This window comes from Massilia sp. Bi118 (assembly GCF_918697865.1).
Lineage (GTDB): Bacteria > Pseudomonadota > Gammaproteobacteria > Burkholderiales > Burkholderiaceae_D > Telluria.
Map to the genome: position 1 here is coordinate 68,814 of NZ_CAKKMV010000020.1, position 23,027 is coordinate 91,840.

19 protein-coding genes are annotated in these 23,027 nt (G+C 66.8%); 7 read left to right on the plus strand and 12 right to left on the minus strand.

Features of this window, described 5'->3' with window-relative positions:
• The first annotated feature begins 1 nt into the window (after position 1).
• Genes LQV39_RS23525 through lpdA form a run of 3 tightly spaced genes read left to right on the plus strand, consistent with a single transcriptional unit; the run spans position 2 to position 3,919 of the window.
• On the plus strand, positions 2 to 1,069 hold the full coding sequence (locus LQV39_RS23525; RefSeq protein ID WP_374199466.1) for an alpha-ketoacid dehydrogenase subunit beta: 1,068 nt from the start codon (positions 2 to 4) through the stop codon (positions 1,067 to 1,069).
• Positions 1,070 to 1,072: 3 nt separating this feature from the next.
• Positions 1,073 to 2,467 carry a dihydrolipoamide acetyltransferase family protein gene (locus LQV39_RS23530; RefSeq protein ID WP_230029611.1) on the plus strand — a complete coding sequence of 465 codons (1,395 nt, stop codon included), beginning with the start codon at positions 1,073 to 1,075 and terminating at the stop codon, positions 2,465 to 2,467.
• A gap of 15 nt (positions 2,468 to 2,482) precedes the next feature.
• Positions 2,483 to 3,919: a dihydrolipoyl dehydrogenase gene (gene lpdA / locus LQV39_RS23535; protein ID WP_230029612.1), complete on the plus strand. Its 1,437-nt coding sequence runs from the start codon at positions 2,483 to 2,485 to the stop codon at positions 3,917 to 3,919.
• Positions 3,920 to 4,037: 118 nt separating this feature from the next.
• On the opposite strand, the gene LQV39_RS23540 is transcribed toward lpdA, so the two are convergent.
• Together LQV39_RS23540 and LQV39_RS23545 are read right to left on the minus strand one after the other, a co-directional pair.
• Positions 4,038 to 4,298, minus strand: coding sequence for a hypothetical protein (locus LQV39_RS23540; protein WP_230029613.1), 261 nt, complete (start codon positions 4,296 to 4,298; stop codon positions 4,038 to 4,040).
• 11 nt (positions 4,299 to 4,309) lie between these two features.
• The gene (locus tag LQV39_RS23545) at positions 4,310 to 4,618 is read right to left on the minus strand and encodes a hypothetical protein (protein ID WP_230029614.1); all 309 of its coding nucleotides are present in this window, start codon (positions 4,616 to 4,618) and stop codon (positions 4,310 to 4,312) included.
• A gap of 121 nt (positions 4,619 to 4,739) precedes the next feature.
• Here LQV39_RS23545 and LQV39_RS23550 point away from each other — a divergent pair, with 121 nt between their 5' ends.
• Together LQV39_RS23550 and kefC are read left to right on the plus strand one after the other, a co-directional pair.
• Positions 4,740 to 5,312, plus strand: coding sequence for an NAD(P)H-dependent oxidoreductase (locus LQV39_RS23550; protein ID WP_230029615.1), 573 nt, complete (start codon positions 4,740 to 4,742; stop codon positions 5,310 to 5,312).
• Positions 5,313 to 5,315: 3 nt separating this feature from the next.
• Entirely contained in the window at positions 5,316 to 7,124 is a 1,809-nt protein-coding gene (gene kefC / locus LQV39_RS23555) for a glutathione-regulated potassium-efflux system protein KefC (RefSeq protein WP_230029616.1), read from the plus strand.
• A 21-nt stretch (positions 7,125 to 7,145) separates the two neighbouring features.
• On the opposite strand, the gene LQV39_RS23560 is transcribed toward kefC, so the two are convergent.
• Positions 7,146 to 7,781, minus strand: a complete 636-nt coding sequence (locus tag LQV39_RS23560) for an SAM-dependent methyltransferase (RefSeq protein WP_230029617.1) — start codon at positions 7,779 to 7,781, stop codon at positions 7,146 to 7,148.
• 214 nt (positions 7,782 to 7,995) lie between these two features.
• On the opposite strand from LQV39_RS23560, the gene LQV39_RS23565 reads away from it, so the two are divergent.
• Both LQV39_RS23565 and LQV39_RS23570 read left to right on the plus strand, forming a co-directional pair.
• Positions 7,996 to 8,475 carry a hypothetical protein gene (locus tag LQV39_RS23565; RefSeq protein WP_230029618.1) on the plus strand — a complete coding sequence of 160 codons (480 nt, stop codon included), beginning with the start codon at positions 7,996 to 7,998 and terminating at the stop codon, positions 8,473 to 8,475.
• A gap of 151 nt (positions 8,476 to 8,626) precedes the next feature.
• The gene (locus LQV39_RS23570) at positions 8,627 to 9,535 is read left to right on the plus strand and encodes an alpha/beta fold hydrolase (protein WP_230029619.1); all 909 of its coding nucleotides are present in this window, start codon (positions 8,627 to 8,629) and stop codon (positions 9,533 to 9,535) included.
• A 90-nt stretch (positions 9,536 to 9,625) separates the two neighbouring features.
• On the opposite strand, the gene LQV39_RS23575 is transcribed toward LQV39_RS23570, so the two are convergent.
• From LQV39_RS23575 to LQV39_RS23615, 9 genes are all read right to left on the minus strand, one after another.
• A complete protein-coding gene (locus tag LQV39_RS23575) occupies positions 9,626 to 10,600 on the minus strand; it encodes a glycoside hydrolase family 43 protein (protein ID WP_230029620.1) in 975 nt (324 codons plus the stop codon).
• Positions 10,597 to 13,395, minus strand: coding sequence for a TonB-dependent receptor (locus LQV39_RS23580; RefSeq protein WP_230029621.1), 2,799 nt, complete (start codon positions 13,393 to 13,395; stop codon positions 10,597 to 10,599). The genes LQV39_RS23575 and LQV39_RS23580 overlap by 4 nt, the downstream gene beginning before the upstream one ends.
• A 99-nt stretch (positions 13,396 to 13,494) precedes the next feature.
• Complete coding sequence (locus LQV39_RS23585) at positions 13,495 to 14,541, minus strand: LacI family DNA-binding transcriptional regulator (protein WP_230029622.1); 1,047 nt, start codon at positions 14,539 to 14,541, stop codon at positions 13,495 to 13,497.
• 11 nt (positions 14,542 to 14,552) lie between these two features.
• On the minus strand, positions 14,553 to 15,689 hold the full coding sequence (locus LQV39_RS23590; protein WP_230029623.1) for an ABC transporter ATP-binding protein: 1,137 nt from the start codon (positions 15,687 to 15,689) through the stop codon (positions 14,553 to 14,555).
• A 19-nt stretch (positions 15,690 to 15,708) separates the two neighbouring features.
• Positions 15,709 to 16,542, minus strand: coding sequence for a carbohydrate ABC transporter permease (locus LQV39_RS23595; RefSeq protein WP_230029624.1), 834 nt, complete (start codon positions 16,540 to 16,542; stop codon positions 15,709 to 15,711).
• On the minus strand, positions 16,539 to 17,426 hold the full coding sequence (locus LQV39_RS23600; RefSeq protein WP_230029625.1) for a carbohydrate ABC transporter permease: 888 nt from the start codon (positions 17,424 to 17,426) through the stop codon (positions 16,539 to 16,541). Before LQV39_RS23600 ends, LQV39_RS23595 begins: the two co-directional genes overlap by 4 nt.
• A gap of 24 nt (positions 17,427 to 17,450) precedes the next feature.
• Entirely contained in the window at positions 17,451 to 18,752 is a 1,302-nt protein-coding gene (locus LQV39_RS23605) for an extracellular solute-binding protein (protein ID WP_230029626.1), read from the minus strand.
• 55 nt (positions 18,753 to 18,807) lie between these two features.
• Positions 18,808 to 20,835 (minus strand): glycoside hydrolase family 2 TIM barrel-domain containing protein, encoded by a 2,028-nt coding sequence (locus LQV39_RS23610; RefSeq protein ID WP_230029627.1) that lies wholly within the window; start codon positions 20,833 to 20,835, stop codon positions 18,808 to 18,810.
• Between the two features lie 102 nt (positions 20,836 to 20,937).
• Complete coding sequence (locus tag LQV39_RS23615; protein WP_230029628.1) at positions 20,938 to 22,752, minus strand: family 43 glycosylhydrolase; 1,815 nt, start codon at positions 22,750 to 22,752, stop codon at positions 20,938 to 20,940.
• Between the last annotated feature and the right edge of the window lie 275 nt (positions 22,753 to 23,027).

A 23,027-nucleotide genomic window follows, 5' to 3' on the forward strand; every position in this document is an offset into this window, starting at 1 on the left:
GATGCGAGATATCGAAAAGAGTTCCGTCGGCGCCGATGAGGCCGCGGAAGAAAAGACGACGCCGATGACCATGATCCAGGCCCTCCGCTCGGCCATGGACGTGATGATGGAACGCGACGACAACGTGGTCGTCTACGGCCAGGACGTCGGCTATTTCGGCGGCGTGTTCCGCGTCACCGACGGCCTGCAGGCCAAGTACGGCAAGCACCGCGCCTTCGACGCCCCGATTTCCGAGGGCGGCATCGTCGGCACCGCGGTCGGCATGGCCGCCTACGGCCTGCGCCCGGTGGTCGAGATCCAGTTCGCCGACTATTTTTATCCGGCAACCGACCAGATCGTCTCCGAGGCGGCGCGCCTGCGCTACCGCTCGGCCGGCGATTTCACCTCGCCGCTGACCATCCGCATGCCCTGCGGCGGCGGCATCTACGGCGGCCAGACCCATAGCCAGAGCCCGGAAGCCTTCTTCACCCACGTCTGCGGCCTGCGCACCGTGATGCCCTCGAATCCCTACGATGCAAAAGGCCTCCTGATCGCCTCGATCGAGAACGACGACCCGGTGATCTTCCTGGAGCCCAAGCGCCTGTACAACGGCCCCTTCGACGGCCACCACGACCGCCCGGTCACTTCATGGTCCAAGCACCCCTTGGGCAAGGTACCCGAGGGCTATTACACGGTCCCGCTGGACAAGGCGGCGATCTTCCGCCCCGGCGCGGATCTCACCGTGCTGACCTACGGCACCATGGTCTGGGTATCGGAAGCGGCGGCGAACGAAACCGGCATCGACGCCGAGATCATCGACCTGCGCACCCTGTGGCCGCTGGACCTGGACACCATCGTCGAATCGGTCAAGAAGACCGGCCGCTGCGTGGTGGTGCATGAGGCGACCAAGACCAGCGGTTTCGGCGCGGAACTCGCCTCGCTGGTCCAGGAGCACTGCTTCTACCACCTGGAAGCGCCGATCGAGCGTGTGACCGGCTGGGACACGCCCTACCCGCATGCGCAGGAGTGGGCGTACTTCCCGGGACCGGACCGCGTCGGCGCGGCATTCAAACGAGCAATGGAGACATAACAGGTGGGTATTCACATCATCAAGATGCCCGACGTGGGCGAAGGCATTGCGGAATGCGAAGTGGTGGCCTGGCGCGTCCAGCCCGGCGATACGATCACGGAAGACCAGATCCTGGCCGACGTCATGACCGACAAGGCCACCGTCGAGATTCCGTCGCCGGTCCATGGAAAAGTCATGGCGCTCGGCGGCAAGGTCGGCGAATCGCTGCCGGTGGGCGGCGAGCTGATCCGCATCGAAGTCGAGGGTGCGGGCAATTTCAAGGGCGATGCAGCGAAGCCGGCTGCTGCCGCGCCTGCTGCTCCCGCTCCTGCGGCGGACGAGCCGGCGGAGGTGCCGCATGGTTTCGTGCCGGAGCCGCAGCGCGTTGCCGCTGGTGCAGCCAGCGTGTCCGCCGCCGCTGCGCCTGCCGCCGCGGCGCGCGCACCTGCCGCTGCCCCGTCGCCGGCAGCGCGTTCGGCGCGGCCTGAACCACAAGGAAACGGCGCCGCTTCGCGCGCGCTTTTCCGTGATCCGAACGAAAAGCCCCTGGCCGCGCCCGCCGTGCGCAAGCGCGCCTGGGACATGGGCATCGAACTGCAATACGTGGCCGGCAGCGGCCCGGCCGGCCAGATCACCCATGCCGACCTCGATGCTTACGTATCCGGAAGCCGGCGCGGCCACGCCACCGAGGCGGGCGGCGACAAGCGCTATGCCGAACTGCATGGGGAGGAAGCGGTGCCGCTGATCGGCCTGCGCCGCAAGATCGCCGAGAAGATGCAGCTGTCGAAGCGGCAGATCCCGCACTTCACCTACGTGGAAGAAGTCGACGTCACCGAACTCGAAGCCCTGCGCGCCCAGCTCAACGATCGCTATGGCAAGGAGCGCGGCAAGCTGACCCTGCTGCCGCTGCTGATGCGCGCGGTGGTGCTGGCGATCCGCAAGTTCCCCGAGGTGAATGCGCGCTTCGACGACCAGGCCGGCATCGTCACCCGCTACCAGCCGGTTCACCTGGGCATCGCTACCCAGACCGACGCCGGCCTGATGGTGCCTGTGATCCGCAATGCCGAGGCCCGCGACCCGTGGTCCAGCGCGAAGGAAATCCTGCGCCTGGCGGAAGCCGCGCGCACCGGCAAGGCGGCGCGCGACGAGTTGTCCGGCTCGACCATCACCATCACCAGCCTGGGTCCGCTGGGCGGCATCGTCTCCACCCCGGTGATCAACCATCCTGAAGTGGCGATCGTCGGCGTCAACCGCATCCTCGATCGCCCGGTCGTGAAGAACGGCGGCCTGGTGCCGCGCAAGCTGATGAATCTGTCGTCCTCCTTCGACCACCGGGTTATCGACGGCATGGTCGCGGCCGAGTTCATCCAGACCGTCCGCGGCTACCTCGAGTCGCCGGCAACGCTGTTCGTCGAATAAGGGTTTACCAAGAAGATGACGATGGAAACGACTTTACTCATCATCGGCGGCGGACCGGGCGGCTATGTGGCCGCCATCCGCGCCGGCCAGCTGGGCATCAAGACCGTGCTGGTCGAAGGGGCGCAACTGGGCGGTACCTGCCTGAACGTGGGCTGCATCCCGTCCAAGGCGATGATCCACGCGGCCGAGGAATTTCACAAGGCCTGCCATTACGCGGGCGATTCTCCGCTGGGCATCCGCACGGCCACGCCCAGTATCGACGTGGGCCGCACGGTCGCCTGGAAGGAAGGCATCGTCAAGCGCCTGACCGGCGGCGTCGGCGCGCTGCTGAAGAAGAACGGCGTGCAAGTGGTGCGCGGCTGGGCCCGTATCCTGGACGGCAAGACGGTCGAGGTGCGCGGCGTGGAAGGCGGCGGCAGCACGGGCGCCGGCGCGGCCAACGATGCCGGCGGCCAGACTACGCGCATCCGCTGCGAGCACCTGCTGCTGGCTACCGGTTCGGAAGCCGTCGAGCTGCCCTTCATGCCTTTCGGCGGCAATGTCGTCTCGGCCACCGAAGCGCTGTCGCCCGAGACCCTGCCGGGCCACCTGGTAGTGGTCGGCGCCGGCTACATCGGCCTGGAGCTGGGCACCGCCTACCGCAAGCTGGGCGCGCGCGTGACGGTGGTCGAAGCCGCCGGCCGCGTGCTGCCGGCCTACGACGACGAACTGGTGCGTCCGGTGGCGGCGCGTTTGAAATCACTGGGCGTCGAGCTGCATCTGGAATCGAGCGTGCTGGGCATGAGCGAGGACGGCAAGTCCGTGCGCATGAAGAACGCCGGCGGCGAGGAAGTGGCGATCGAGGCCGACCGTGTGCTGGTGGCCGTCGGCCGCCGCCCGCGCACCGCCGGCTTCGGGCTGGAAAGCCTGATGCTGGACATGAACGGACGCGCCGTCCGCATCGACAACCAGTGCCGCACTTCGATGCGCAACGTCTGGGCGATCGGCGACCTGACCGGCGAGCCGATGCTGGCCCACCGCGCCATGGCGCAGGGCGAGATGGTGGCGGAGATCATCGCCGGCAAGCGCCGCCACTTCATGCCGGCGGCGATTCCGGCGGTCTGCTTCACCGATCCGGAAGTGGTGGTGGTCGGCCTGACGCCGCAGGAGGCCGCCAAGCAGGGGCTGGACTGTATCGTCGCCAATTTCCCCTACGCCGCCAACGGCCGCGCCATGACCATCGAAGGCACGGAAGGCTTCGTGCGCGTGGTGGCGCGCAAGGACAATCACCTGATCGTCGGCTGGCAGGCGGTGGGCAGCGCGATTTCCGAGCTCAGCACGGCGTTCGTGCAGTCGATCGAGATGGGGGCGCAGCTGGAGGATGTGGGTGGGACGATTCATGCACATCCGACCTTGGGCGAGGCGGTGCAGGAGGCGGCGTTGCGGGCTTTAGGGCACGCGCTGCACATTTAATAGCTAACCCGTCGTCCCCGCGCAGGCGGGGATCCAAGTTGGACGCGCCACGTTAGCGCATACAGAACTTGGCGGGAATCATGCCGGGGCATGATTCCCGCCTGCGCGGGAACGACGGTTATTTATTCCGCTTATCCTCTTCAGACTGCCGGCTCCCGGCATTCCCGGTACTCAGGCTCTCGACCCCGCCCAAGCCAGTCTGCAACTCGCCAGCCTCCTCGATGCCGGCCCCGGTATCCGACCCGACCACATCATCCAGCCGCGAATCCGACTGCCTGTTGCCGCCGACGTCGCTGTGCCCCCAGTCATTGTGCTGGTTACCGGCGCCGCCAATGTCGGCACCGCCCTTTGGTTCTTTCGGTCCGTTGTCTATCGTCATCAATCGCTCCTTCACTGGCGGTTGCCGGATTTATCGCGGTTCGTGTTGCCGCTCAGCTTCTCGATACCTTCCATGCCCGTCTTCAATGAATCCGGTGCGCTGGGGCGGAAACCCTGGCGTTGTTCCTGATCGCTGTCGGAAGTCATCAGGTCGTCGGTCCGCGTATCCGACTGGGAATTGCCGGGGCCGGCTTCGCCCGACATCCGGCCGATGTCGCCGGTCCCGCCCGTGCCCATGGTGCCGGCCGAGCTGGTCCCGTCCTTCGTGACCTGATCGTAGTTGCGCCCTTTCGGGTCCTTGCCTTCGCTCTGGTTCGACATGAGGTCCTCCTTTCGGTAAGGTCATATTCATCATAGCCCTGGCGGTGGCGATGACAAATAGGCAGGCGCCCGGCTGGCTTGTAGGACATGTCGGGCGGGGCATTGTGGAATAATCAAGATCATGAACAAACAACATATCCTCGTCCTGTACGCCCACCCTGCCCCGCAGCGCTCGCCGCTCAACCGCCGCCTGGCCGACGCCGCGCGCGCCACGCCCGGTGTCCTCGTCCAGGATCTGTACGACACCTACCCGGACTTCGACATCGACGCGGAACGCGAACGCGCCCTGGTGCAGGACGCCAGCCTGCTGGTCTTCCTGCACCCGATCCGCTGGTACGGCATGCCTTCGCTGCTGAAAGAGTGGATGGATGTGGTGATGGTACCCGGCTGGGCCTACGGCAAGCCGGATTCCGTGCTGCGCGGTAAAGGCTACTGGCTGGTGGCCACCACCGGCAGCGGCGAGGACGCCTACCAGCCGGGCGGCCTGCACGGGCGGCCTTTCAGTGACTTCCTCGCGCCCTTCGAGCAGACCGCGGCCCTGTGCGGCATGGACTGGATCGCGCCGCTGGTGATGCACGGCGCGGCGCAGGCAGCCGAGCCGGCGGTCGACGCCCACATCGCCGAATTCACGCGCCGGCTGCACGCTTATGCGGCGCCGCTGCAGGCCGCGCAGGCCGCGCAGGCGCAGGAGTAAACGATGGAACACAGCATCCTCACCAATGCCCTCGTCTACCTCGCGGCGGCCGTGGTCGCCGTCCCGCTGTCGAAACGACTGGGCATGGGCACCGTGCTCGGCTACCTGGCGGCCGGCATCCTGATCGGACCCTATGGCCTGAAACTGATCGGCAACGTCGAAGACGCCCTGCACTTCGCCGAATTCGGCGTGGTGCTGCTGCTGTTCCTGATCGGCCTCGAACTGGAACCGGACCGCCTTTGGGCGCTGCGCCGGCCCATCTTCGGCTGGGGCGGCGCCCAGGTCGCGGCCGTCGCGCTGGCCCTGTTCGGCGCCGCGCTGCTGGCTGGCGTCGGCTGGAAGCTGGCGCTGATCGCCGGACTCGGGCTGTCGCTGTCCTCGACCGCCATCGCACTGGCCTCGCTGGAAGAGCGCAACCTGATGCCCACGCCCGCCGGCCAGGCCGGCTTCGCGATCCTGCTGTTCCAGGACATCGCCGCAATCCCGATGATCGCCATCGTGCCCCTGCTCGGCATCCCCGACGAGGCCGGCTCGAGCGGCAACTTCTGGCTCGCGACCCTGAAAGTGGTCGGCGTGCTGGCCGGGATCATCGTCGGCGGCCGCTACCTGGTGCGCCCGCTGCTGCAGATCATCGCCCGCACCGACACGCGCGAGATCTTCACCGCTTTCGCGCTGCTGCTCGTGATCGCGATCGGGCTGCTGATGCAATGGATCGAGATGTCGATGGCGCTGGGCGCCTTCATGGCCGGCGTGCTGCTGGCCGATTCCGAATACCGCCATGCGCTCGAGACCGACCTCGAACCCTTCAAGGGCCTGCTGCTCGGGCTGTTCTTCATCGCGGTCGGCATGTCGGTGGATTTCGCGGTCTTCCTGGCGCGGCCGCTGATGATCCTGGGCCTGGTGGCGGCCTTCCTGCTGATCAAGACCGCGGTGCTGTACGGGCTCTCGCGCATCTTCGGCATCGCGCGCGGCCAGCATTTGCAGTTTGCGCTGCTGCTGTCGCAGGGCGGCGAATTCGCCTTCGTGGTGTTCGGCGCGGCCGCCACCGCCAGGGTCTTCACCGACGATGTCGCCTCGATGCTGGTGGTCGTTGTGGCGCTGTCGATGGTGGTCACGCCGCTGGTGCTGATGGCCTGGGACCGCATCATGGCCCGCCGGGAGTGCAAGGACAACAAGCCGGACGCCGACGCCATCGAGCCGAACGAGGACCACGTGATCATCGCCGGCTTCGGCCGCTTCGGCCAGATCGTCGGCCGCTTCCTCAATGCGAACGATGTGAAGCTGACGGTGCTGGACCACGATCCCGACCAGATCGAGGTGCTGCGCCGCTTCGGCTTCAAGGTCTTCTACGGCGACGCCACCCGCGCCGACCTGCTGCGCGCCGCCGGCGCCGCCCGCGCCCGCGCACTGGTGGTGGCGATCGACGACGTCGACGACAGCCTGGAACTGGTCGAAACCGTGCGCCGCGACTGGCCGGACCTGCAGATCTTTGCGCGCGCCCGCAACGTCACCCACTACTACCAGCTGATGGACCGCGGCGTGACGATGATCGAGCGCGAGACCTTCGAATCATCCCTGCAGATGGGGCGCGCGGTGCTGACTGCGGGACTCGGCCACAATGCCTACCGCGTGCGCCAGGCGGCGCTGAAGTTCAGGAAGCACAATATCGCCAACGTGCATGCGGTCTATCCCTACTACAAGGATCGCGAGCAGTACGAGTCGATGGCCAAGCGGGCGCGCGAGGAGTTGGAGGAGATGATAGCGCGCGACCGCCGCGCGCAGGAGGGGGAGACGCGCCACGACTGGGATTGAGCGGCGCCGGCAAGCGCAGCCTCAGCGCGGATAGGTGAAGCCCGTGCGTATATCCATCGGCAGCAGCCGTCCGCCCTCGCGCACCATCACGCGCTTGGGCGGCTCGTCACCCGCCAGCGCGCCTGGCGCCACAGTCAGGCCCTCGCCCTTGCGCATCAGCGGATCGCAGCGTTCGTACACGTTGGCGCAGCCCGTGGCCTTGATCAGGGCCTGGACAACCGCCACTTTCCATTGGTCGACGCCGCCGGCGTTGAACTGGCACACCAGATAGCCGTCCGCCCCGCCATAGCTGTGGACCAGCAGGCCAGGCAAGCCGTCCTTGTCGCCGTCGACCAGCAAGACCAGCGTCTCCGGATCCGCACTGCGCAGCGCATCGGCGCGCAAGGCGACGCCGGCCTGGACGCGCCGCTTGATCATCGCGTGGTCGACCGGTTCGTCCTCGCGCAAGGTCCAGACGCGGGCGGCGACTTGCGATTTGGCGTTGTAGGCGGCGCGGGCGAGGAACTGCCGCGACGAGGACAGCACGACCGCGGTCGCGCCGGGCTTGTTTCGCGCTGAGGGCTTACCCTCGACCTTGTCGATGGCGGAAATATAGATCAGCGGGTCGCCGGCAAGGATGCTTCTTTCCTTGCCCTGTTTGATGGTAATGGTGAGCATGTGCAGCTTTCGTTAGCAGGGACGGGATGATACAGCAAGCTGCGGATGCGTCCGGCGCAAGCACAACGCCAGCACCAGTCATTCGCGACTTTGACGGGGTGTCCTGAGACACGCGCGAAGTGAAATCGTGCCCATTCCAGTATTGATCGATCCAGAGGCAGGCAAGCTTCCTATCCTGCTAGCCTGATTCTGGAAGAATCACAGGAGGCGCGTCATGGTGGATGAGCCGGATCCGGGACCCGAGTCGTCGTCGCTCCAATTCGAAATCAAGAAGCACGCGCATGAACGATGGTGGCGCGAGGACGAACTCGTCAACCAGCGGATGACCTGGCTCTTGACGACTCAGGGCGTACTCGGGACTGCCTTTGGATTCATCCTTTATCGAATTGCAGAGGTTAATTACACCCTTGAAAGCCCGCCGAAACTCGATACCGTCCATTACGTCAACATCCTCTCATTGTTTTCTAATTTTTTGGTAGCGATTGGCATCGGAAGCTCTTTCATGTCCTTCATCGGCATATTGGCCGCATGCTTGGCACAATATTCTTTACGCAAGCAGTGCGGCGACTTCCTCGGCGTGACGGTCTGGACGACCTGGATGGGCCATCTGGTTGCCGTCTTCACACCGATACTGTGCGTCGTCGCATGGAATTATGGCTTGCTGCTGCTCTTAATATTGATTACCAAAAAATAGAGAGGGCCCGACGGTTCAGGTGTCGCGGCGACGGGCAAGAACACTATCATTTCTTTCAGGAAGCTTTTCCAGCTCTGACACGTTAACATCCTGCTCAGCTACCCGCTCGGCATTCGTCGAACGGGTTCCCAATGATGAGTCAGGAGACACGATGCGCGCAGCAACACTCTTACGCCGATTCACCCTCAAAGCGGTCTGCGCAGGCGCAGCCCTCACCCTGCTCGGCGCCTCCGCCGCCGCCTTTGCCGCGCCTTTCGAGTCCACCCGCATCACGGTCCGTACCGAAGGCGCCGGCCCGGATGTGGTGCTGATCCCCGGCCTGAACTCCTCGCCGCGCGTCTGGACCGAAATGGTCGCGGCCGTGCCGGGCTACCGTTATCACCTGGTGCAGGTGTCCGGTTTCGCTGGCCAGCCGAAAGGCGGCAACGCCGAGGGTACGGTCGCCGCGCCGGTGGCCGAGGAGATCGACCGCTACATCAAGGAATCCGGCCTGAAGCAGCCGGCCGTGATCGGCCACTCGATGGGCGGGACCATCGGCATGATGCTGGCGGCGCGGCATCCGGCCGATTTGTCGCGGCTGATGGTGGTGGACATGGTGCCTTTCCTGGGCGTGTTCTTCGGCGGCCCGGGCGCGAATGCGGCGAACATCGTGCCGGTGGCCGACCGCATCGAAGCCGGCATGCGCGCGGCCACGCCCGACGACCGCAGCAAGCGTGCGGTCGCCACCATCAACAGCATGGTCGACACGGAGTCCATGCGCGCCGGCGCGATCGAGGATTCGCAGCGCAGTGACGTTGACGTGGGCACGCGGGCTTACCGCGAGCTGATCGTCACTGATCTGGGGCCGGAGCTCTCGAAGATTTCGGTGCCGGTGACGGTGCTTTACATCCAGCCGAAGTATGTGCCGGTTCCGGCCGAGCAGTTCGATGCGGTGTACAAGGGGGCGTTTGCGCCGGTGCAGAAGCTGGCGCTAAAGCGGGTGAATGACAGTGCGCACTTCATCATGTGGGATCAGCCGGCCAGGTTCCAGGCGGAGGTGAAGGAGTTTTTGGCCAGATAATCGTCGTTCCCGCGCAGGCGGGAACCCAAGTTTGCTCGCGCAGACGTAACGCATGGAGAACTTGGGTTCCCGCCTGCGCGGGAACGACGGTTATTTTGGCGCCGGCTGTTCAGTCCACGTAGGCCCCATCGTCACCGGCTTCCCTTCGACCCAGTCCACCCTGTCGATACACATCCTGCGCGCGGTTCTAGCCGGATCCCAGGCGTGGTACACGATCCAGTCCTCGCTCCCATCCGGCGACACCGTGAACGAGTTATGCCCTGGCCCCAGCAACTCGCCGGACGAAGGCGTCCGCATCAGCAGCGCTTCGTGCCCGCCCTCCGGCCGGCGGTAGGGCCCCTCGGCGTGCCTGGCCACCACATAGCTAACGCCATAGTTTTCCTTCTCCCAGGCGCCGCCGCTGTAGAAGCAGTAGTAGTGGCTGTCGCGGTAGAGCACCGCAGCCCCCTCCACCGTGTGCCAGTCGTAGACGCTGCCATACATGGGCCGGTCCTTGCGGAACACGTGCCAGTCCTGGTGGGGGCGCACCACCACGCGCGGCTCGCCGGCCAGGGTCGTCATGTCGAGCAGCTTGTCGACCACGATGCCGGTGCCGATGCGCTCGTCGTGCGAGGCTTCGAGGAAGTCGACACAGTAGAACAGCCACCACTGCCCTTCGTCGTCGCGGAAGGGATGGGCGTCGATCGAGAAGGGCTGGCCGGGCACCAGCACCTTGCCGGCGTCCAGGAAGGGGCCTGCCGGATGGTCGGCTACCGCGACCCGCAGCTTCTGGTCGGTGCCCTCGGGCGCATTGCCGGACGAGTAGTACATGTAGAAGCGGCCGTCGTGGCTGGCCACTTCCGGCGCCCAGAAGTGATAACCCTGCTCCGCCTCCATGCCGGCGGCCGGCACCAGCGCGTGGCCCAATGCCTCCCAGTTCACCAGGTCGGTGGAGCGCAGCACCGGGATCTGCCGGCCACCGGCGGCGCCCGGTGCGGTGCCGTAGGCGTAGTAGACCCCGTCGTGCCGCAGCACGAAGGGATCGGCAAAGATCTCCGGATAAACCGGATTACGGTAGGTGCTCATAGCGAGAAGCGCAGCCCCAGCCCGTAGGTGGTCGGGTTGTAGCGAATGTCGCGCGGACGGATCGGGTCGTTCAGGTAGCTCTCGAACTTCTCCTTGGTGATGTTGATCGCGTCGAATTGCAGCGAGATGTTGGGCGTGATCGCATACGACAGGCTCAGGTCGACGAAGGTCGCGGCCTTGACGTGGCGGTCCTGGCCGAAGCGCGGCTCGGCGATCTGCTCGACGTAGTCGCCGCGGTGGGTGGCCGACAGGCGCCCGGTGATGCCGTTACCCTCATACAGCAAGGCGAAGTTGTAGTTCTTCTTCGCCACGCCGATCAATGGCGTGGTCGTGAACTGGTTCCCCGTCGACGAGACCAGGGTCTGGTTCTCGCCCGAAATCCAGGTGTAGTTGGCCTGCGCGCCGAAGTTGCTCCAGATACCGGGCAGGAAGTCGAAGAACTTCTGGATGCCCAGCTCGGCGCCCTTCAAGGTGCCCGAACCGGAATTCTGCGGCCGCGTGACGCGGTAGTTCAGGCCACCGATGGTCTCGTTCGACTCCATGTTCTGCAGGTAGCCGTCGATATCGCGGTGGAACAGCGCGATCTGCGCATAGCCGTTCTTCGGGAAGTAGTATTCCAGGGTCGCGTCGAAGTTCTTCGAGCGGGTCGGGCTCAGGTTCGGGTTACCGGCCGATCCCGTGCCCGGCGCATTCACTGTCGGCGGAATCAGGGACAGCGCCGGGTTCAGCGAAGCGAAGTCAGGATAGGTCAGGGTCTTGCCATAGGAGATGTGCGACTGCAGATCCGGCATCCACGAAATCACCGCCGAAGCGCTGGGCAGGAAGTTGTTGTCGCGCGAAGACACGTCGATCGGGCTGATCACGTCGCCGATACGGCTATTGCCGAGCAGGCTGCGGCTGATGCGCATGTAGCGCCCGCCGATGGTGCCGCTGACGCCGATCTCGTTGAATTTGGTCTCCCAGCGGCCCTGCAGGTAGAGGGTCGTGTTGTTCTCGTTCTGGCTGAAGGCGCGGGTCGGGTCTTCCGCCACGCGGCCCGGCGCGGCGCCGTAGAAGGCGCGCACGGTGTCCGCCTGGTCGATCAGGAAGTCGTGCGAAGGCGTCATCCACGGGCCGCCGAGGCGGTCCAGGCCCGGCACCAGGGTCTCGAAGGACGGACCGAAGGCGCCGATCGGCGAGGCGCGGGTGCCGCTGATGTCGCTGTGGCCTTCGGCGCCCTTGAAGCCGGCGCGGCGCTGCGACAGGCGGATGCCGCTGTCGATGCTGCGCAAGAAGCCGTCGCCCAGGCGGTAACTGCTGTCGAAGCGCCACTGGGTCTGCTCGCCGGTCGAAATGCCCCAGTTCTGCACCATCCCGCGCAGCACGAACTGGTTGGGGTCGCGCAGCGCGGCGCTGCTGGTGGGCGTGGTGACGGTGTTGTAGCCGCCGTGGCCATCGCGGCCATAGGTGTAGACATCGATGCTGGCGCCCGGGATCTGCTGGTCGACGATCACGGTGTCGTTGACGAAGGTCGACTTGGTCCAGGCGAAATTGGACGAAGCCTTCCACGGACCGTTCCTGTAGTTGACCGCGAGGTTCATGTAGTGCGTGGTCGTGTGCTCCTTCTGGCCCCAGGTCGAAGTGGCGGTGTACGGGTCCCAGTCATAGGGACCGCCGAACTGCGCCGCGCCCGCATGGGCCGACTGGATCGGGCAGATCGAACCGTTGGGCGTATTGCAGTAGTCGCCCTGCGGCGCCAGCACCACATTGGTCAGGCGCGGCGTCCAGGTGACGATGCCGAGGATGTAGTCGACCGCATTGCGCGCGCGGTAGCCGGTGCCGAGGTACTGGGCCGTGACGTCCATCTGCGGGCTGATCTTCCACTGCAGGGCGCCGTGGATACTGCCGCGGTCGCGCTTGCCCTGGTTGTAGATGCCGCCGACGTTCGGCAGCTCGCCCAGGCGGTCGCCGGGATTCAGCGGCGCGATCGGCTGGTCGTCGTTCAGGCGCACCGCGGTGCCGTCCGGGCTCACCGAGAAGATACGGTCGGGACGGTCGACCCACTGCACCGGATAGCCCCAGTTCTCGCGGTTGAACTGGACGTCGACCAGGGCGCCGATCTCGCCGTAGCTGGTGTTCCAGCGGTTGCTGACGGCAAAGCCGCCGGCCGGATTGTTCTTGTCGCTGGTGGCGCTGGAGCCGTTCACCTTCTGGCGGCGGTCTTCGAGGAAGCCGGTGGCGCTGAAGCCTTTCACATCGAAGGGCGAGCGCAGGCGCACGTTGACGGCGCCGGCGATGCCGCCTTCGAGCTGGTTGGCGGTAGCGCTCTTGTAGACATCCAGGCCGCCGATCGACTGCACCGGCAGGTCCTGGTAAGAAAGGCGCCGGCCATTGCCGGTGAAGATCTGGTTGCCGTCGATGGTCGTAACCACGTCCGGCAGGCCGCGGATGATGACGGTGCTGGTCTCGCCGCGGTCGCGGCCGACCTGCACGCCGGCGATGCGCTGCAGGGCGTCGCCGGTGGCGCGGTCGGGGAACTTGCCGATGTCCTCGGCGTTGATCGAGTCGACCACCTGGTCGGCATTGCGCTTGATCGCCTCCGCGCTGCGGATGCTGCTGCGCAGACCGGTGACTTGCACCTGCTGGATCTGCGCGGGCTGGGCCGGCGCGGCCGGCGTGACCTCGGTCTGGGGCGGCGCGTCGGCATTGGCGGCGCCGGCGGTGCTGGCAGAGGCGTCGGTGCTCTGGGCGAAGGCGGCGTGGGCGATCAGGGCAAGAACGGCCGCGCACACCGGGCGAAGCTGGAAGGTGGTCATTAGCGAGTCTCCTGAAAAAATATTAGTAATAATTTTTATCAGGAAGCTAACGCAAAAGACCTGGGCGGAGCGCGCGCTTGGCCGGAATCCGTATCGGTTTTACAACGCCGGCGGCGCCACCGAATCGCGGCTCACCAGCGGGCATTCACTCTTGAAAACCGTGTTTTCGACGCGCCCGCCGCGCGCCTGGGCGATCAGATTTTCCGCGGCCCAACGCCCCATTTCGTAGTTTGGTAACAACACTGTGGTCAAGGGCGGATGGGTGTAGCGCGCCAGATCCTGGTCGTCGTAACCGACCACGGACAGCGCGCGCGGCACCGCCAGTTTCAGTTCGCGCGCCGCATCCAGCGCCCCCAGGGCCATCAGGTCGTTGGCGCAGAACAGCGCACTGGGACGGTCGGACGCGGTCAACAGCGACAGCGCATGCGCATAGCCGCTGTCGACCTGCCAGTCGCCTTCCCGCACGAGCTGCGGGTCGAAGGCGATGCCCGCCTCCGCCAGCGCCAGCCGGTAGCCCTTCAGGCGGTCGCCGGCGGCCTCGATCCAGGCTTCGCCGTTGATGAAGCCGATGCGGCGGTGGCCGTTCGCCACCAGGTGCATGGTGGCCGTGTAGCCGCCCTGCTGCTCCGCCGGCACCACCGCCGGGTGGCTGCGTTCGCGTTCGTGGCAATTCAGGAGCACCGTCGGCACGCCTTCCAGCGCCGGCGGCAGGGTCACGGCGCGCGTGAAAATGGTGGCGTAGATTACGCCAAGCAGCGCCGGGTGGTCGAGCATGCGCGCCAGCACCGCCTGCTCCTGTTCGGGGTCGCCGCGGGTGGCGAAAGCGGCCACCAGGCAGTCCTGGTCCCAGGCGCCGTCCTTGGCGCCGTCCATGGTCTGCATCGCGTGCGGGCTGGTGGTCAGCTCGTCGGTCAGGTAGATGATGAGGTTACGGGCAGCGCCGGGACGGTTGTCGTGGCGGCCGTGGTGGCGTTCGAGCGGATACCCGAGTTCGCGGGCGATGCGCAGCACCGTCTCGCGGGTCGCGCGCGCGACCTTGGCCCCGCTCAGGTGATTGATCACCAGCGAGACCGTCGACTGCGACACGCCGGCCAGCTTGGCAATGTCGGTCATGGTCGGACGGCGGCCGCGCGCCGGCCTGCTCATCGCGGGCGCCCCTATAGAGCCGGCGCCGCCGTCCGGCTGCTGCGTTCGCGCGCCGGCATGGCCGCGCCGTCGGCGCCGAACAGATAGGCCTGGCCCGGTTCGAAGGCCAGCAGCACCGGCGAGCCGACCGCCGGCGCAGGCTGGCCGCCGCCGCATTTGACGGCCACCATCTCCGGCACGCCGTCGACCTGCACGTAAGCCAGGATGACGTCGCCCAGGTATTCGACCAGGCCGACCGTGCCCGGGATGCCGCCGGCCGCGCCCTCCCCCGCGCGCTGCATACGCAGATGCTCGGGCCGCACGCCCAGCGTCAGCCTGGCGCCCACCGCCGCGTTGTCGGCATCGGCGGCGACCTCCACCTGCGCCTTGCCCGCCAGGCGCACGGTGGCGATGTGGCCCTGCTCGCCCACCAGGCTGGCCTCCAGGAAGTTCATGCGCGGTGAACCGAGGAAGCCGGCCACGAACAGGTTCGCCGGCCGTTCGTACAGCTCGAACGGCGTGCCGACCTGCTCGATGCGGCCGCCGTTGAACACGACGATCTTCTGGCCCAGGGTCATGGCCTCGACCTGGTCGTGGGTCACGTAGATCATGGTGGTGGCGAGTTCGCGGTGCAGCCGGGCCAGCTCGACCCGGGTCTGGGCGCGCAGGGCCGCGTCCAGGTTGGACAGCGGTTCGTCGAACAGGAAGACCTCGGGTTTGCGCACGATGGCGCGGCCGATTGCCACGCGCTGGCGCTGGCCGCCCGACAGCGCTTTCGGCTTGCGCTCCAGCAGATGCCCGATCTGCAGGATCTCGGCGGCGCGCTGCACGCGGTCCGCGATCTCGTCCTTCGGCACCTTCGCCAGCTTGAGCGCAAAGCCCATGTTCTCGGCCACCGTCATGTGCGGGTATAGCGCATAGCTCTGGAAGACCATGGCGATGCCGCGCCGCGACGGATCGACGCCCAAGCTGGGCACGCCGCCGATCTCGAGCTCGCCGTCGGTCACGTCTTCCAGACCGGCGATGATGCGCAGCAGGGTCGACTTGCCGCAGCCGGAGGGACCGACGAAGACCACGAACTGGCCATCCGCGATGTCGAGGTCGATGCCCTTGATGACCGGGTTGTCTCCGTAGTCCTTCCTGATGCCGCGCAGCCTTACAGATGCCATATCGAGATTCTCCTTGTTCTTATCCTTTTAGTCCGCTGGCTGCCAGGAAGCCTTGCGTCACCCGGCGCTGGAAGGCCACGTAGGCCAGCGCCACCGGCATCGCCCCCAGCAGCGCCGCCGCCATCAGCTGGGCATAGCGCACCCCGAAGGCGTCGTAGGTCTGGGTCAGGCCCAGCGGAATGGTCATCATATCGTTCGAGGTGACGATAATGAAGGGCCAGAGGAAGTTGTTCCAGGCCGCGATGAAGGTCACGATGGCCATCGCCCACACGATGTTCCCCGAGATCGGCAAATACACGCTCCACAGCACGCGCAGCGGGCCGGCGCCGTCCATCGTCGCCGCCTCCCTGAAGTCGGCCGGGATCTCGTCGAAGAACTGCTTGAACACGTAGATGACCACCGGCGCCACCACCTGCGGCAGCACGATGCCCGCATAGCTGTTGATCAGGCCGAGCTGGTTCATGGTGCGGAACAGCGGCACCAGCAGCGCCTCGAAGGGCAGCAGGAAGGCCAGCATGGCGATGCCGAACAGGAGCGAGCGGCCGCGGAAGCGCAGCTGGGAGAAGGCGTAGGCCGCCATCAGGCTGATCGCCATCGTCACCACCGTCACCAGCAGCGCCACCAGGAAGCTGTTGAAGAGCCAGCGCAGCACGTTGCCGGCGGCCAGGGTCCTGGCGAAGGCGTCCAGGGTCCAGGTCTGCGGCAGCCAGTGGAAGTCCGCAGAGACGGTTTCCAGTTCCGGCCGCAGCGCGGTAGACAAGGCCCACAACAAGGGCGCGGCCCACAGCGCAGCCAGGACCACGGCAGCAAGTATGCCGACGATCGTCCAGCCCATATTTGAACGGCCGTTCATATGTCCCTCCTCGCCAGCCAGCGCACGACCCCGGCCTGCAGCACCGACAGCAGGATCACGATGGTCACGAAAGCCATCGCGATGGCCGCGGCATAGCCGGCGTCGCTCTGGGTGAATGCGGTTTCGTACATGTAGTGCAGCGTGACCCGCGTGGTGTTGAAGGGTCCGCCGGAAGTGAGGATATAGGTCTGGCCGAACACTTTTAATGAAGCGATGATCTGCAGGATCAGGGCAGTGGTCGCGACCGGACGCAGGGCCGGCCAGGTGATCGAACGGAACAGCGTGAAGCCGCGCGCGCCGTCCAGCGCCGCCGCTTCGTACAGGTCGGCCGGGATGTTGCGCAGGCCGGCCAGGAACAGCAGCATGTTGAAGCCGACCGTCCACCACACGGTGCCGATGGCCACCGCCGGCAGTGCCCAGTACGGGTCCGCCAGCCAGGGCCGCTGGCCACCGAGGATGTGGTTGATCACGCCGCTCGAGGGCTGCAGCATCCAGTCCGCGATCAAGGTCATCACCGAGATCGGCAGCACGAAGGGCAGGAAGAACACGCCCTGCAGCCAGGCCTGGGCCTTGACGAAGCGGTTCACCAGCAGCGCCATCACCAGGCCCAGGGCCGTCAGCGGGATCACGGTCAGCAGCGCGAAATAGAAGGTGTTCAGCACCGAGTCCCAGAACGAGGGATCGTTGAGCAGAGTGTGGTAGTTGGCCAGGCCGACGAAGGCATTGGTACGGGTCAGGCTGCTCTCCGTAAGGCTCATCCAGAAGGTGACGCCGGCCGGCACCAGGAAGAACAGCAGGAAAACGATCAGGAAAGGCGCCAGCAGCATCGTGGCCGGCAAGCCTTCGCGGCGGGCGCTCCTCAAGGCCAGGTCGTTCGGTTTCATCCGGCGTTCATCCTTGGGTCCTCATTAATAACGCGGCGGGTTCTTGCGGATCAGCCGGGCGCCCTCGGTCTCGAAGCGGTGGATCGCCTGCGCCGGCGTCATGTAGCCGTACAGCGCGGCCGGCAGGAACTTCGAGGCGATCGCTTCCAGCGGCCCGGCGGCGCCCATGTACCAGCCGTCCGGATCGTAGACCACGTTGTGCGCGGCCTCCGCGTACTGGGCATTCGGCTGCAGGGCCAGCGCCTCGGGCGACTCCGCCACCGCGCGGTAGGCCGGGATGTGGCCGCCCTCGGCCCAGCCCATCGAGTGCTTGCTGACGTAGGCGACAAAGGTAAGGATGGCCTTGACCTTGGCCGGGGACGGCGCATTGCCGGCGTTCGCGGGCATGGCGAAGGCGTGCGAATCGGCCCAGGCGCTGGCGTTCGCATACATTTTCGGGAGCGGGACGATGCCGTATTCAAAGCCCAGGGTGCCGGCTTTCGAGGCGCGCACAAGCTCGGGTACTTCCCAGACCCCATTCAACATGAACGCTGCGCCGCCACCCATGAACTGGCTGGTCGAGGCCGGGTAATCCAGGCCAGCCTGGGCATAGCCCTTGCGGAACCAGTCGCTGATGCGGGTGAGGGTCGCCGTGCCGGCCGGGCCGTAGCTGTACTTGCCGTTGCGGACGATGGCGATGTTCTGCTGGGCCAGCATCGACAGCCACAGGCGCCAGATCGCAAAGGAGCTCTGGCTGCTCTCCATGGTCAGGCCGCGGCGGTGGGTGGTCTCGGTGGCGATCCGGAAGGCGTCGGTCAGCGCGTCGACGCCTTCGATGGGCTTCAGATTGCCCGCGGCGTCGAGCAGCCCGGTCGGCTTCAGCAGGGTCTTGTTGTAGTAGAGGACCAGCGGGTGCATGTCCAGCGGGACCGCCCAGGTCTGGCCCTGCCAGCGCGACTTCTCCCACTGGCGCGGCAGATAGTCGCTCCCTTTGAGGCCGACTGCCGCCAGTTCGGCGTCCGTAATCGGGCGCAACACGCCGCCGCCGGCCAGGTTGACCAGGCGCGACAGGTGCACGGTAGCCAGATCCGGCCCCGCGCCGACCACCGACGCGGTGATCAGCTTCGTATAAAACGGCTCGCCCCATTTCAGGGTCGTGCTCACCACGCGCACCTCGCGCTGGCTGGCGTTGAAGTCCTCGACCAGGGCCCGCATACGGGCGCCGTCGCCGCCGCTGAGCAGCGTCCACATCCTGACTTCGACCTGCGCCCACGCCGGCGCCGGCCCTGCGGCCAGCGTCACCAGCAGCGCGACGGCGGCGGCGAGGGTCCATCCTCGTCTCGCCACATCGCCTCCTTGTTTTTTATATCGGAGCGCCGCCGTGTCAGTCAAACCGATCCAGTCAGGCCGCCTTGCGCCGTGCACGCGCTCCCGCGCCGCCACGGCTCCGGCGTTCGAATCCTCCGGGACCGGTGGGCGGACTGGCCGGCGGATCGTCCGGACCCGGATCGTTCGGCCCCGACGCCGACCCGTTGACCACGCCCTGGCGCTCGCCCGGATAGGCTAACACTTCTGCAATTTCTCCGACGCGCGTCCATTCTATAGGGAAATCCGGCCCGCGCCGCGCCAGCCAGCGCCTGGCGTGGCCGAGGGGGTCGAGATGCCAGTCCTGCAGATGGGCGTCGGGGCCGCGGGTGGCCTTGGCCAGCGCCTCCACCGGCGCCTTCGGCACCCGGTCCTCGGTCAGCAGGCCGTTCTTTTCGAGGAAGGTGTCGGTCAGCTGGGTGTAGCAGAAGCCGGACAGCGGGCGGCAGGCGTGGACCGCCGCCATCAGCTGCTGGTAGCGGGCCAGCAGTTCCTTGCCGTCCTTGGCCTTCGAATAGCCCCAGCCCGGCTCCTCGCTGGTCTTCATCAGGGCGATGCCGCCGAACTCGGACAGGAACAGCGGCTTGCCGACGCCCGTGAAACCGTCGATGACCAGGCGCCGGCGGTCCGGCTGCACGTGCTGCAGGGTGTAGGCGACGGCGTCGCGGCTGCCGTAGCGCTCGACCAGCACCTTGGGATCCTGCTCGTAGTCGTGCACGCAGACCAGGTCGCCGCAGGGCATCTCCCAGCCGTCGTTGCCGACCACAGGGCGTGTTCCGTCCAGCGCGCGCGTCATGTGGTACAGCGCGCGCACGAAGTCGACCTGGCGGCGGTCGTTCATCAGTTCCGGCACGCCCCAGGATTCGTTGGTCGGCACCCAGGCCACGATGCAGGGGTGGGAGATGTCGCGCTCGACCAGCTCCTTCCACTCTTCCATCACGCCGTGCACGGTGGCGCTGGAGAAGCCGTAGGCCGAGGGCATCTCGCCCCACACGCACAGGCCCAGCACGTCGCACCAGTAGAGCCAGCGCGGGTCTTCCGACTTCTGGTGCTTGCGCACGCCGTTGAAGCCGAGCCGCTTGATCAGCAGGACGTCGTGGCGCAACTGGTCGCTGGAAGCCACCATCAGGCTGTCCGGCCAGTAGCCCTGGTCGAGCACCATGCGCAGATAATACGGGCGGCTGTTCAGCACGAAGCGGTCGCCCTCCACGCTCACCGTGCGCAGCGCCGTGTAGCTCTGCACGCTGTCGATCAGGTTGCCGTCCGCGGTGCGGATTTCGATTTCGGCGTCGATCAGCTGCGGGCTCTCCGGGCTCCACATCCACAGCGCCCGCGCATCGTCGATGCCGGGATCGGGCAGCTGGAAGATGCGCGACAGGCGCGGCCCGGTCAGCAGGCAGCGGTCGGCCACCAGCAGCTTGTCGCCCAGCTTCAGGGTGACGTTCGCCATCCCGCCTTCCGGCACGTGGGCGACGTCGGCGTCGAGCCGGATCTGCCAGGACGCGACGTCCGCGGTCCAGCGCAGCTGGCTCACGTGGGCGCGCGGGACCTTCTCGATCCACACCGTGCGCCAGATGCCGCTGGAGCGCGGATACCAGATCTTGTGCGGCTCGGGCTCCCAGTCCATCTTGCCGCGCGCCTTGTGCATGTCCTGCGGGTCGTCCTCGGCCTGCACCACGACCTCGAGCAGCGAACCGTCTAGGTGGCGGCTGACGTCGATCGAGAACGGGCTGTGGCCGCCGCGGTGCTCGACCGCGAAGCGGCCGTTGACCCACACGCGGGCGCGGTAGTTGACCGCGCCGAAGTGCAGGATCAGGCGTTCGTCGCGCGAGGGCGCCATCGACGGGTCGAGCTGGATCTGGCGCTTGTACCAGACCCGGCGCCGGTAGCCGCGGTCATGCACGCCGCTGGCACGCGCCTCGGGCGGATACGGGACCACGATGGTGCGGTCCCAGTCGACTTCCGATGGGTCGGCGCAGACGGCGAGGTCGTCGAGCATGGCCTGCCATGGGCCATCCAGGCTGCGCCAGGCGGCGCGGCGTAATTGGGGGCGGGGGTATTCCACGATGTGCTCCAGATGTCTTCTTATGAGCCTATTTAATGACCCGCCGCACCCGAAAGCAAGCGCTTTCGCCTGCCGTTACAACTGGTTTCACGCCCTGTATTTTTATGGCGACAGCGCGCTGACGGCGACCCGCACGAAGGTGGCGCGCCGGCCCGCGCCGCCCATCGCGACCAGCCCCAGACGGGCGTCCCGGCCGAGCCGGTGGCGCCAGGTGCCGCCGCCGACCCAGTTGCGTCCATCCTGGCTCGAATACCCTGTATAACGTTCGAGGTCCCCGGTCCGGTGGACATCGAGCCGCAGCCAGGTGGTGGCGCCGGGCGTACCGGCCAGCGTGTTGCCGTAGCGCGGGTGGTAAGCTTCGACCGGCGCCATCTCCTTCGCGAACTCGACCTGGCGCAAGCCCTCGCGCGCCATCTCGACCAGCTTGACGTAGTTGTCGTCGTCGCGCATGACGACCAGGCCCGCCTGCACCGCGGTGGTGCAGCAGTCTTCCGGCGCGTCCAGCCGGATCTCGGCTTCGATACGGTAGTCGCCCTGCGGCAGCGCGGCCTGCAGCACGCCGGCCGTGTTGCGGTCGACGTAGAGGTCGCCGTTCTGGGTAGCCAGGACCAGGCCTTCGCGGCCGAGCGACCATTCCTTGTCGGCGCGCGGCCGGAGCCATGACCAGCGCGGGTTCAGCGCGCGGCCGCGGAAGTCGTCATGCCACAGCGGCTTGGCGCTCGCCGCAGCCTGCACTGCCAGCGGATGCGGCTCGGCGCTGTCGCCCTCGGCGACGATGGGTGCGGCCATCGCCTGGTCGCTCGGCGCTCGCCCTCCACCCGCCACCGGCCAGCCGTCGACCCAGTCGATGCGGTCGAGCAGCGCCAGGCGCCGGGTCAGCTTGTCCTTCGCGCTGAAAAATGGCTCGGCCTGGTCGATGCCGTGGTAGATGGTCCACCACTGGCCGGCGGCGTCCGTGAACACGGTGTTGTGGCCGACGCCGATCCAGCGGTTGCCGTTCTGGAGCAGCAGCGGCGTGCCGCCCGATCGCCCCTTCGCCATGTCGTTGCCGTAACGGTCGAGGAAAGGCCCCTCCGGTCTGCGGGCGCGACCGGTGTAGACGGCGTAGCCGGTCAGCGGCCCGTTGCAGCAGTCGGTGGCGGAGGCGAACATATACCACCAGCCGTCGTGGAACTTGAGCTCGGCGCCCTCGTAGCGGCCGGGCGCGCCGACCATGGTGGCCCGCCCTTCGGCGCGCAGGCCGTCGTCGCTCAGCCGCGTCACGAAGATGCCGCCGCCGTAGCTGCCGTAGTAGAGATACTTGCGTTTGTCGGCTTCGATCACCTTGGGGTCGAAGGTCCAGTCGAAATTGCAGCCGGCCTTGGCGCGCCGCGGCATGACCACCGGCGTCGTGCTGGCGCGCCAGGGGCCGGTGGGCGAATCGGCCGTGGCGACGCCGATCGCGCTGTCGTTGCCGCAGCCCTTTTCCGGGCTGTGCGCGTCCACCACATCGGTGACCGTGAAATAGAGGTAGTAGCGGCCGTTCAGGTATTCCGGCTCCGGCGCCCACAGGCCGGAGGTCGGCGCGGCCAGGCCGGCCGGGCGGTCGGAGAAGGCGTCGCTGACGAAATCCCAGTGCACCAGGTCGGTGGAGCGGTAGATCGGGATCATGCGGAAATGCCAGCCGCCGTCCTTGCCGGCCGGGTCCCTTTCCTTCTTGCTGACCGGGTCGCTGGTGCAGTACATGTACCACGTCGGCGTTTTGGCGCGTGGATCGCGCAGCACGGCCGGGTCGGCGCAGTTCTGGGCTGGTTCGCCGCTGGCGAGGCGCACGGTCAGGGGGTTGTGGTAGGCGCGGGTGGCCGGGGCTTGATCGGCGGCGCCGGCGAGCAGGGGCAGCGTCAGCAGGACCGCGGCAAGGGAGCGGAACGGGGGCATCGGTGTCTCCTCGGATTTTTGCGGAAGAGGATACCGTAGGGTTTTAGTGGGTGTTGCACGTTTGAAAACCAGAACCCGCTACGCGTGAACGTCGTTCCCGCGTAGGCGGGAACCCAAGTTCATGGTACTGCCCGCGGCGTCACTACGCGCCGGCGCCTTGGATTCCCGCCTGCGCGGGAATGACGTTTACGGGCAGCGGGCTACACTAATGCCCAGCCGTCTTCGAAAACAGATTCATCACCAGCACCCCCGCCAGGATCAGCGCCATCCCCGCC

What these genes read in the sequence shown, in the direction of transcription:
- LQV39_RS23525 (WP_374199466.1), top strand. Translation starts at nt 2, where the DNA reads ATGCGAGATATCGAAAAGAGTTCCGTCGGCGCCGATGAGGCCGCGGAA.
- lpdA (WP_230029612.1), top strand. Translation starts at nt 2,483, where the DNA reads ATGACGATGGAAACGACTTTACTCATCATCGGCGGCGGACCGGGCGGC.
- LQV39_RS23540 (WP_230029613.1), bottom strand. Translation starts at nt 4,298, where the DNA reads ATGACGATAGACAACGGACCGAAAGAACCAAAGGGCGGTGCCGACATT.
- LQV39_RS23545 (WP_230029614.1), bottom strand. Translation starts at nt 4,618, where the DNA reads ATGTCGAACCAGAGCGAAGGCAAGGACCCGAAAGGGCGCAACTACGAT.
- LQV39_RS23550 (WP_230029615.1), top strand. Translation starts at nt 4,740, where the DNA reads ATGAACAAACAACATATCCTCGTCCTGTACGCCCACCCTGCCCCGCAG.
- kefC (WP_230029616.1), top strand. Translation starts at nt 5,316, where the DNA reads ATGGAACACAGCATCCTCACCAATGCCCTCGTCTACCTCGCGGCGGCC.
- LQV39_RS23560 (WP_230029617.1), bottom strand. Translation starts at nt 7,781, where the DNA reads ATGCTCACCATTACCATCAAACAGGGCAAGGAAAGAAGCATCCTTGCC.
- LQV39_RS23565 (WP_230029618.1), top strand. Translation starts at nt 7,996, where the DNA reads ATGGTGGATGAGCCGGATCCGGGACCCGAGTCGTCGTCGCTCCAATTC.
- LQV39_RS23570 (WP_230029619.1), top strand. Translation starts at nt 8,627, where the DNA reads ATGCGCGCAGCAACACTCTTACGCCGATTCACCCTCAAAGCGGTCTGC.
- LQV39_RS23575 (WP_230029620.1), bottom strand. Translation starts at nt 10,600, where the DNA reads ATGAGCACCTACCGTAATCCGGTTTATCCGGAGATCTTTGCCGATCCC.
- LQV39_RS23580 (WP_230029621.1), bottom strand. Translation starts at nt 13,395, where the DNA reads ATGACCACCTTCCAGCTTCGCCCGGTGTGCGCGGCCGTTCTTGCCCTG.
- LQV39_RS23585 (WP_230029622.1), bottom strand. Translation starts at nt 14,541, where the DNA reads ATGAGCAGGCCGGCGCGCGGCCGCCGTCCGACCATGACCGACATTGCC.
- LQV39_RS23590 (WP_230029623.1), bottom strand. Translation starts at nt 15,689, where the DNA reads ATGGCATCTGTAAGGCTGCGCGGCATCAGGAAGGACTACGGAGACAAC.
- LQV39_RS23595 (WP_230029624.1), bottom strand. Translation starts at nt 16,542, where the DNA reads ATGAACGGCCGTTCAAATATGGGCTGGACGATCGTCGGCATACTTGCT.
- LQV39_RS23600 (WP_230029625.1), bottom strand. Translation starts at nt 17,426, where the DNA reads ATGAAACCGAACGACCTGGCCTTGAGGAGCGCCCGCCGCGAAGGCTTG.
- LQV39_RS23615 (WP_230029628.1), bottom strand. Translation starts at nt 22,752, where the DNA reads ATGCCCCCGTTCCGCTCCCTTGCCGCGGTCCTGCTGACGCTGCCCCTG.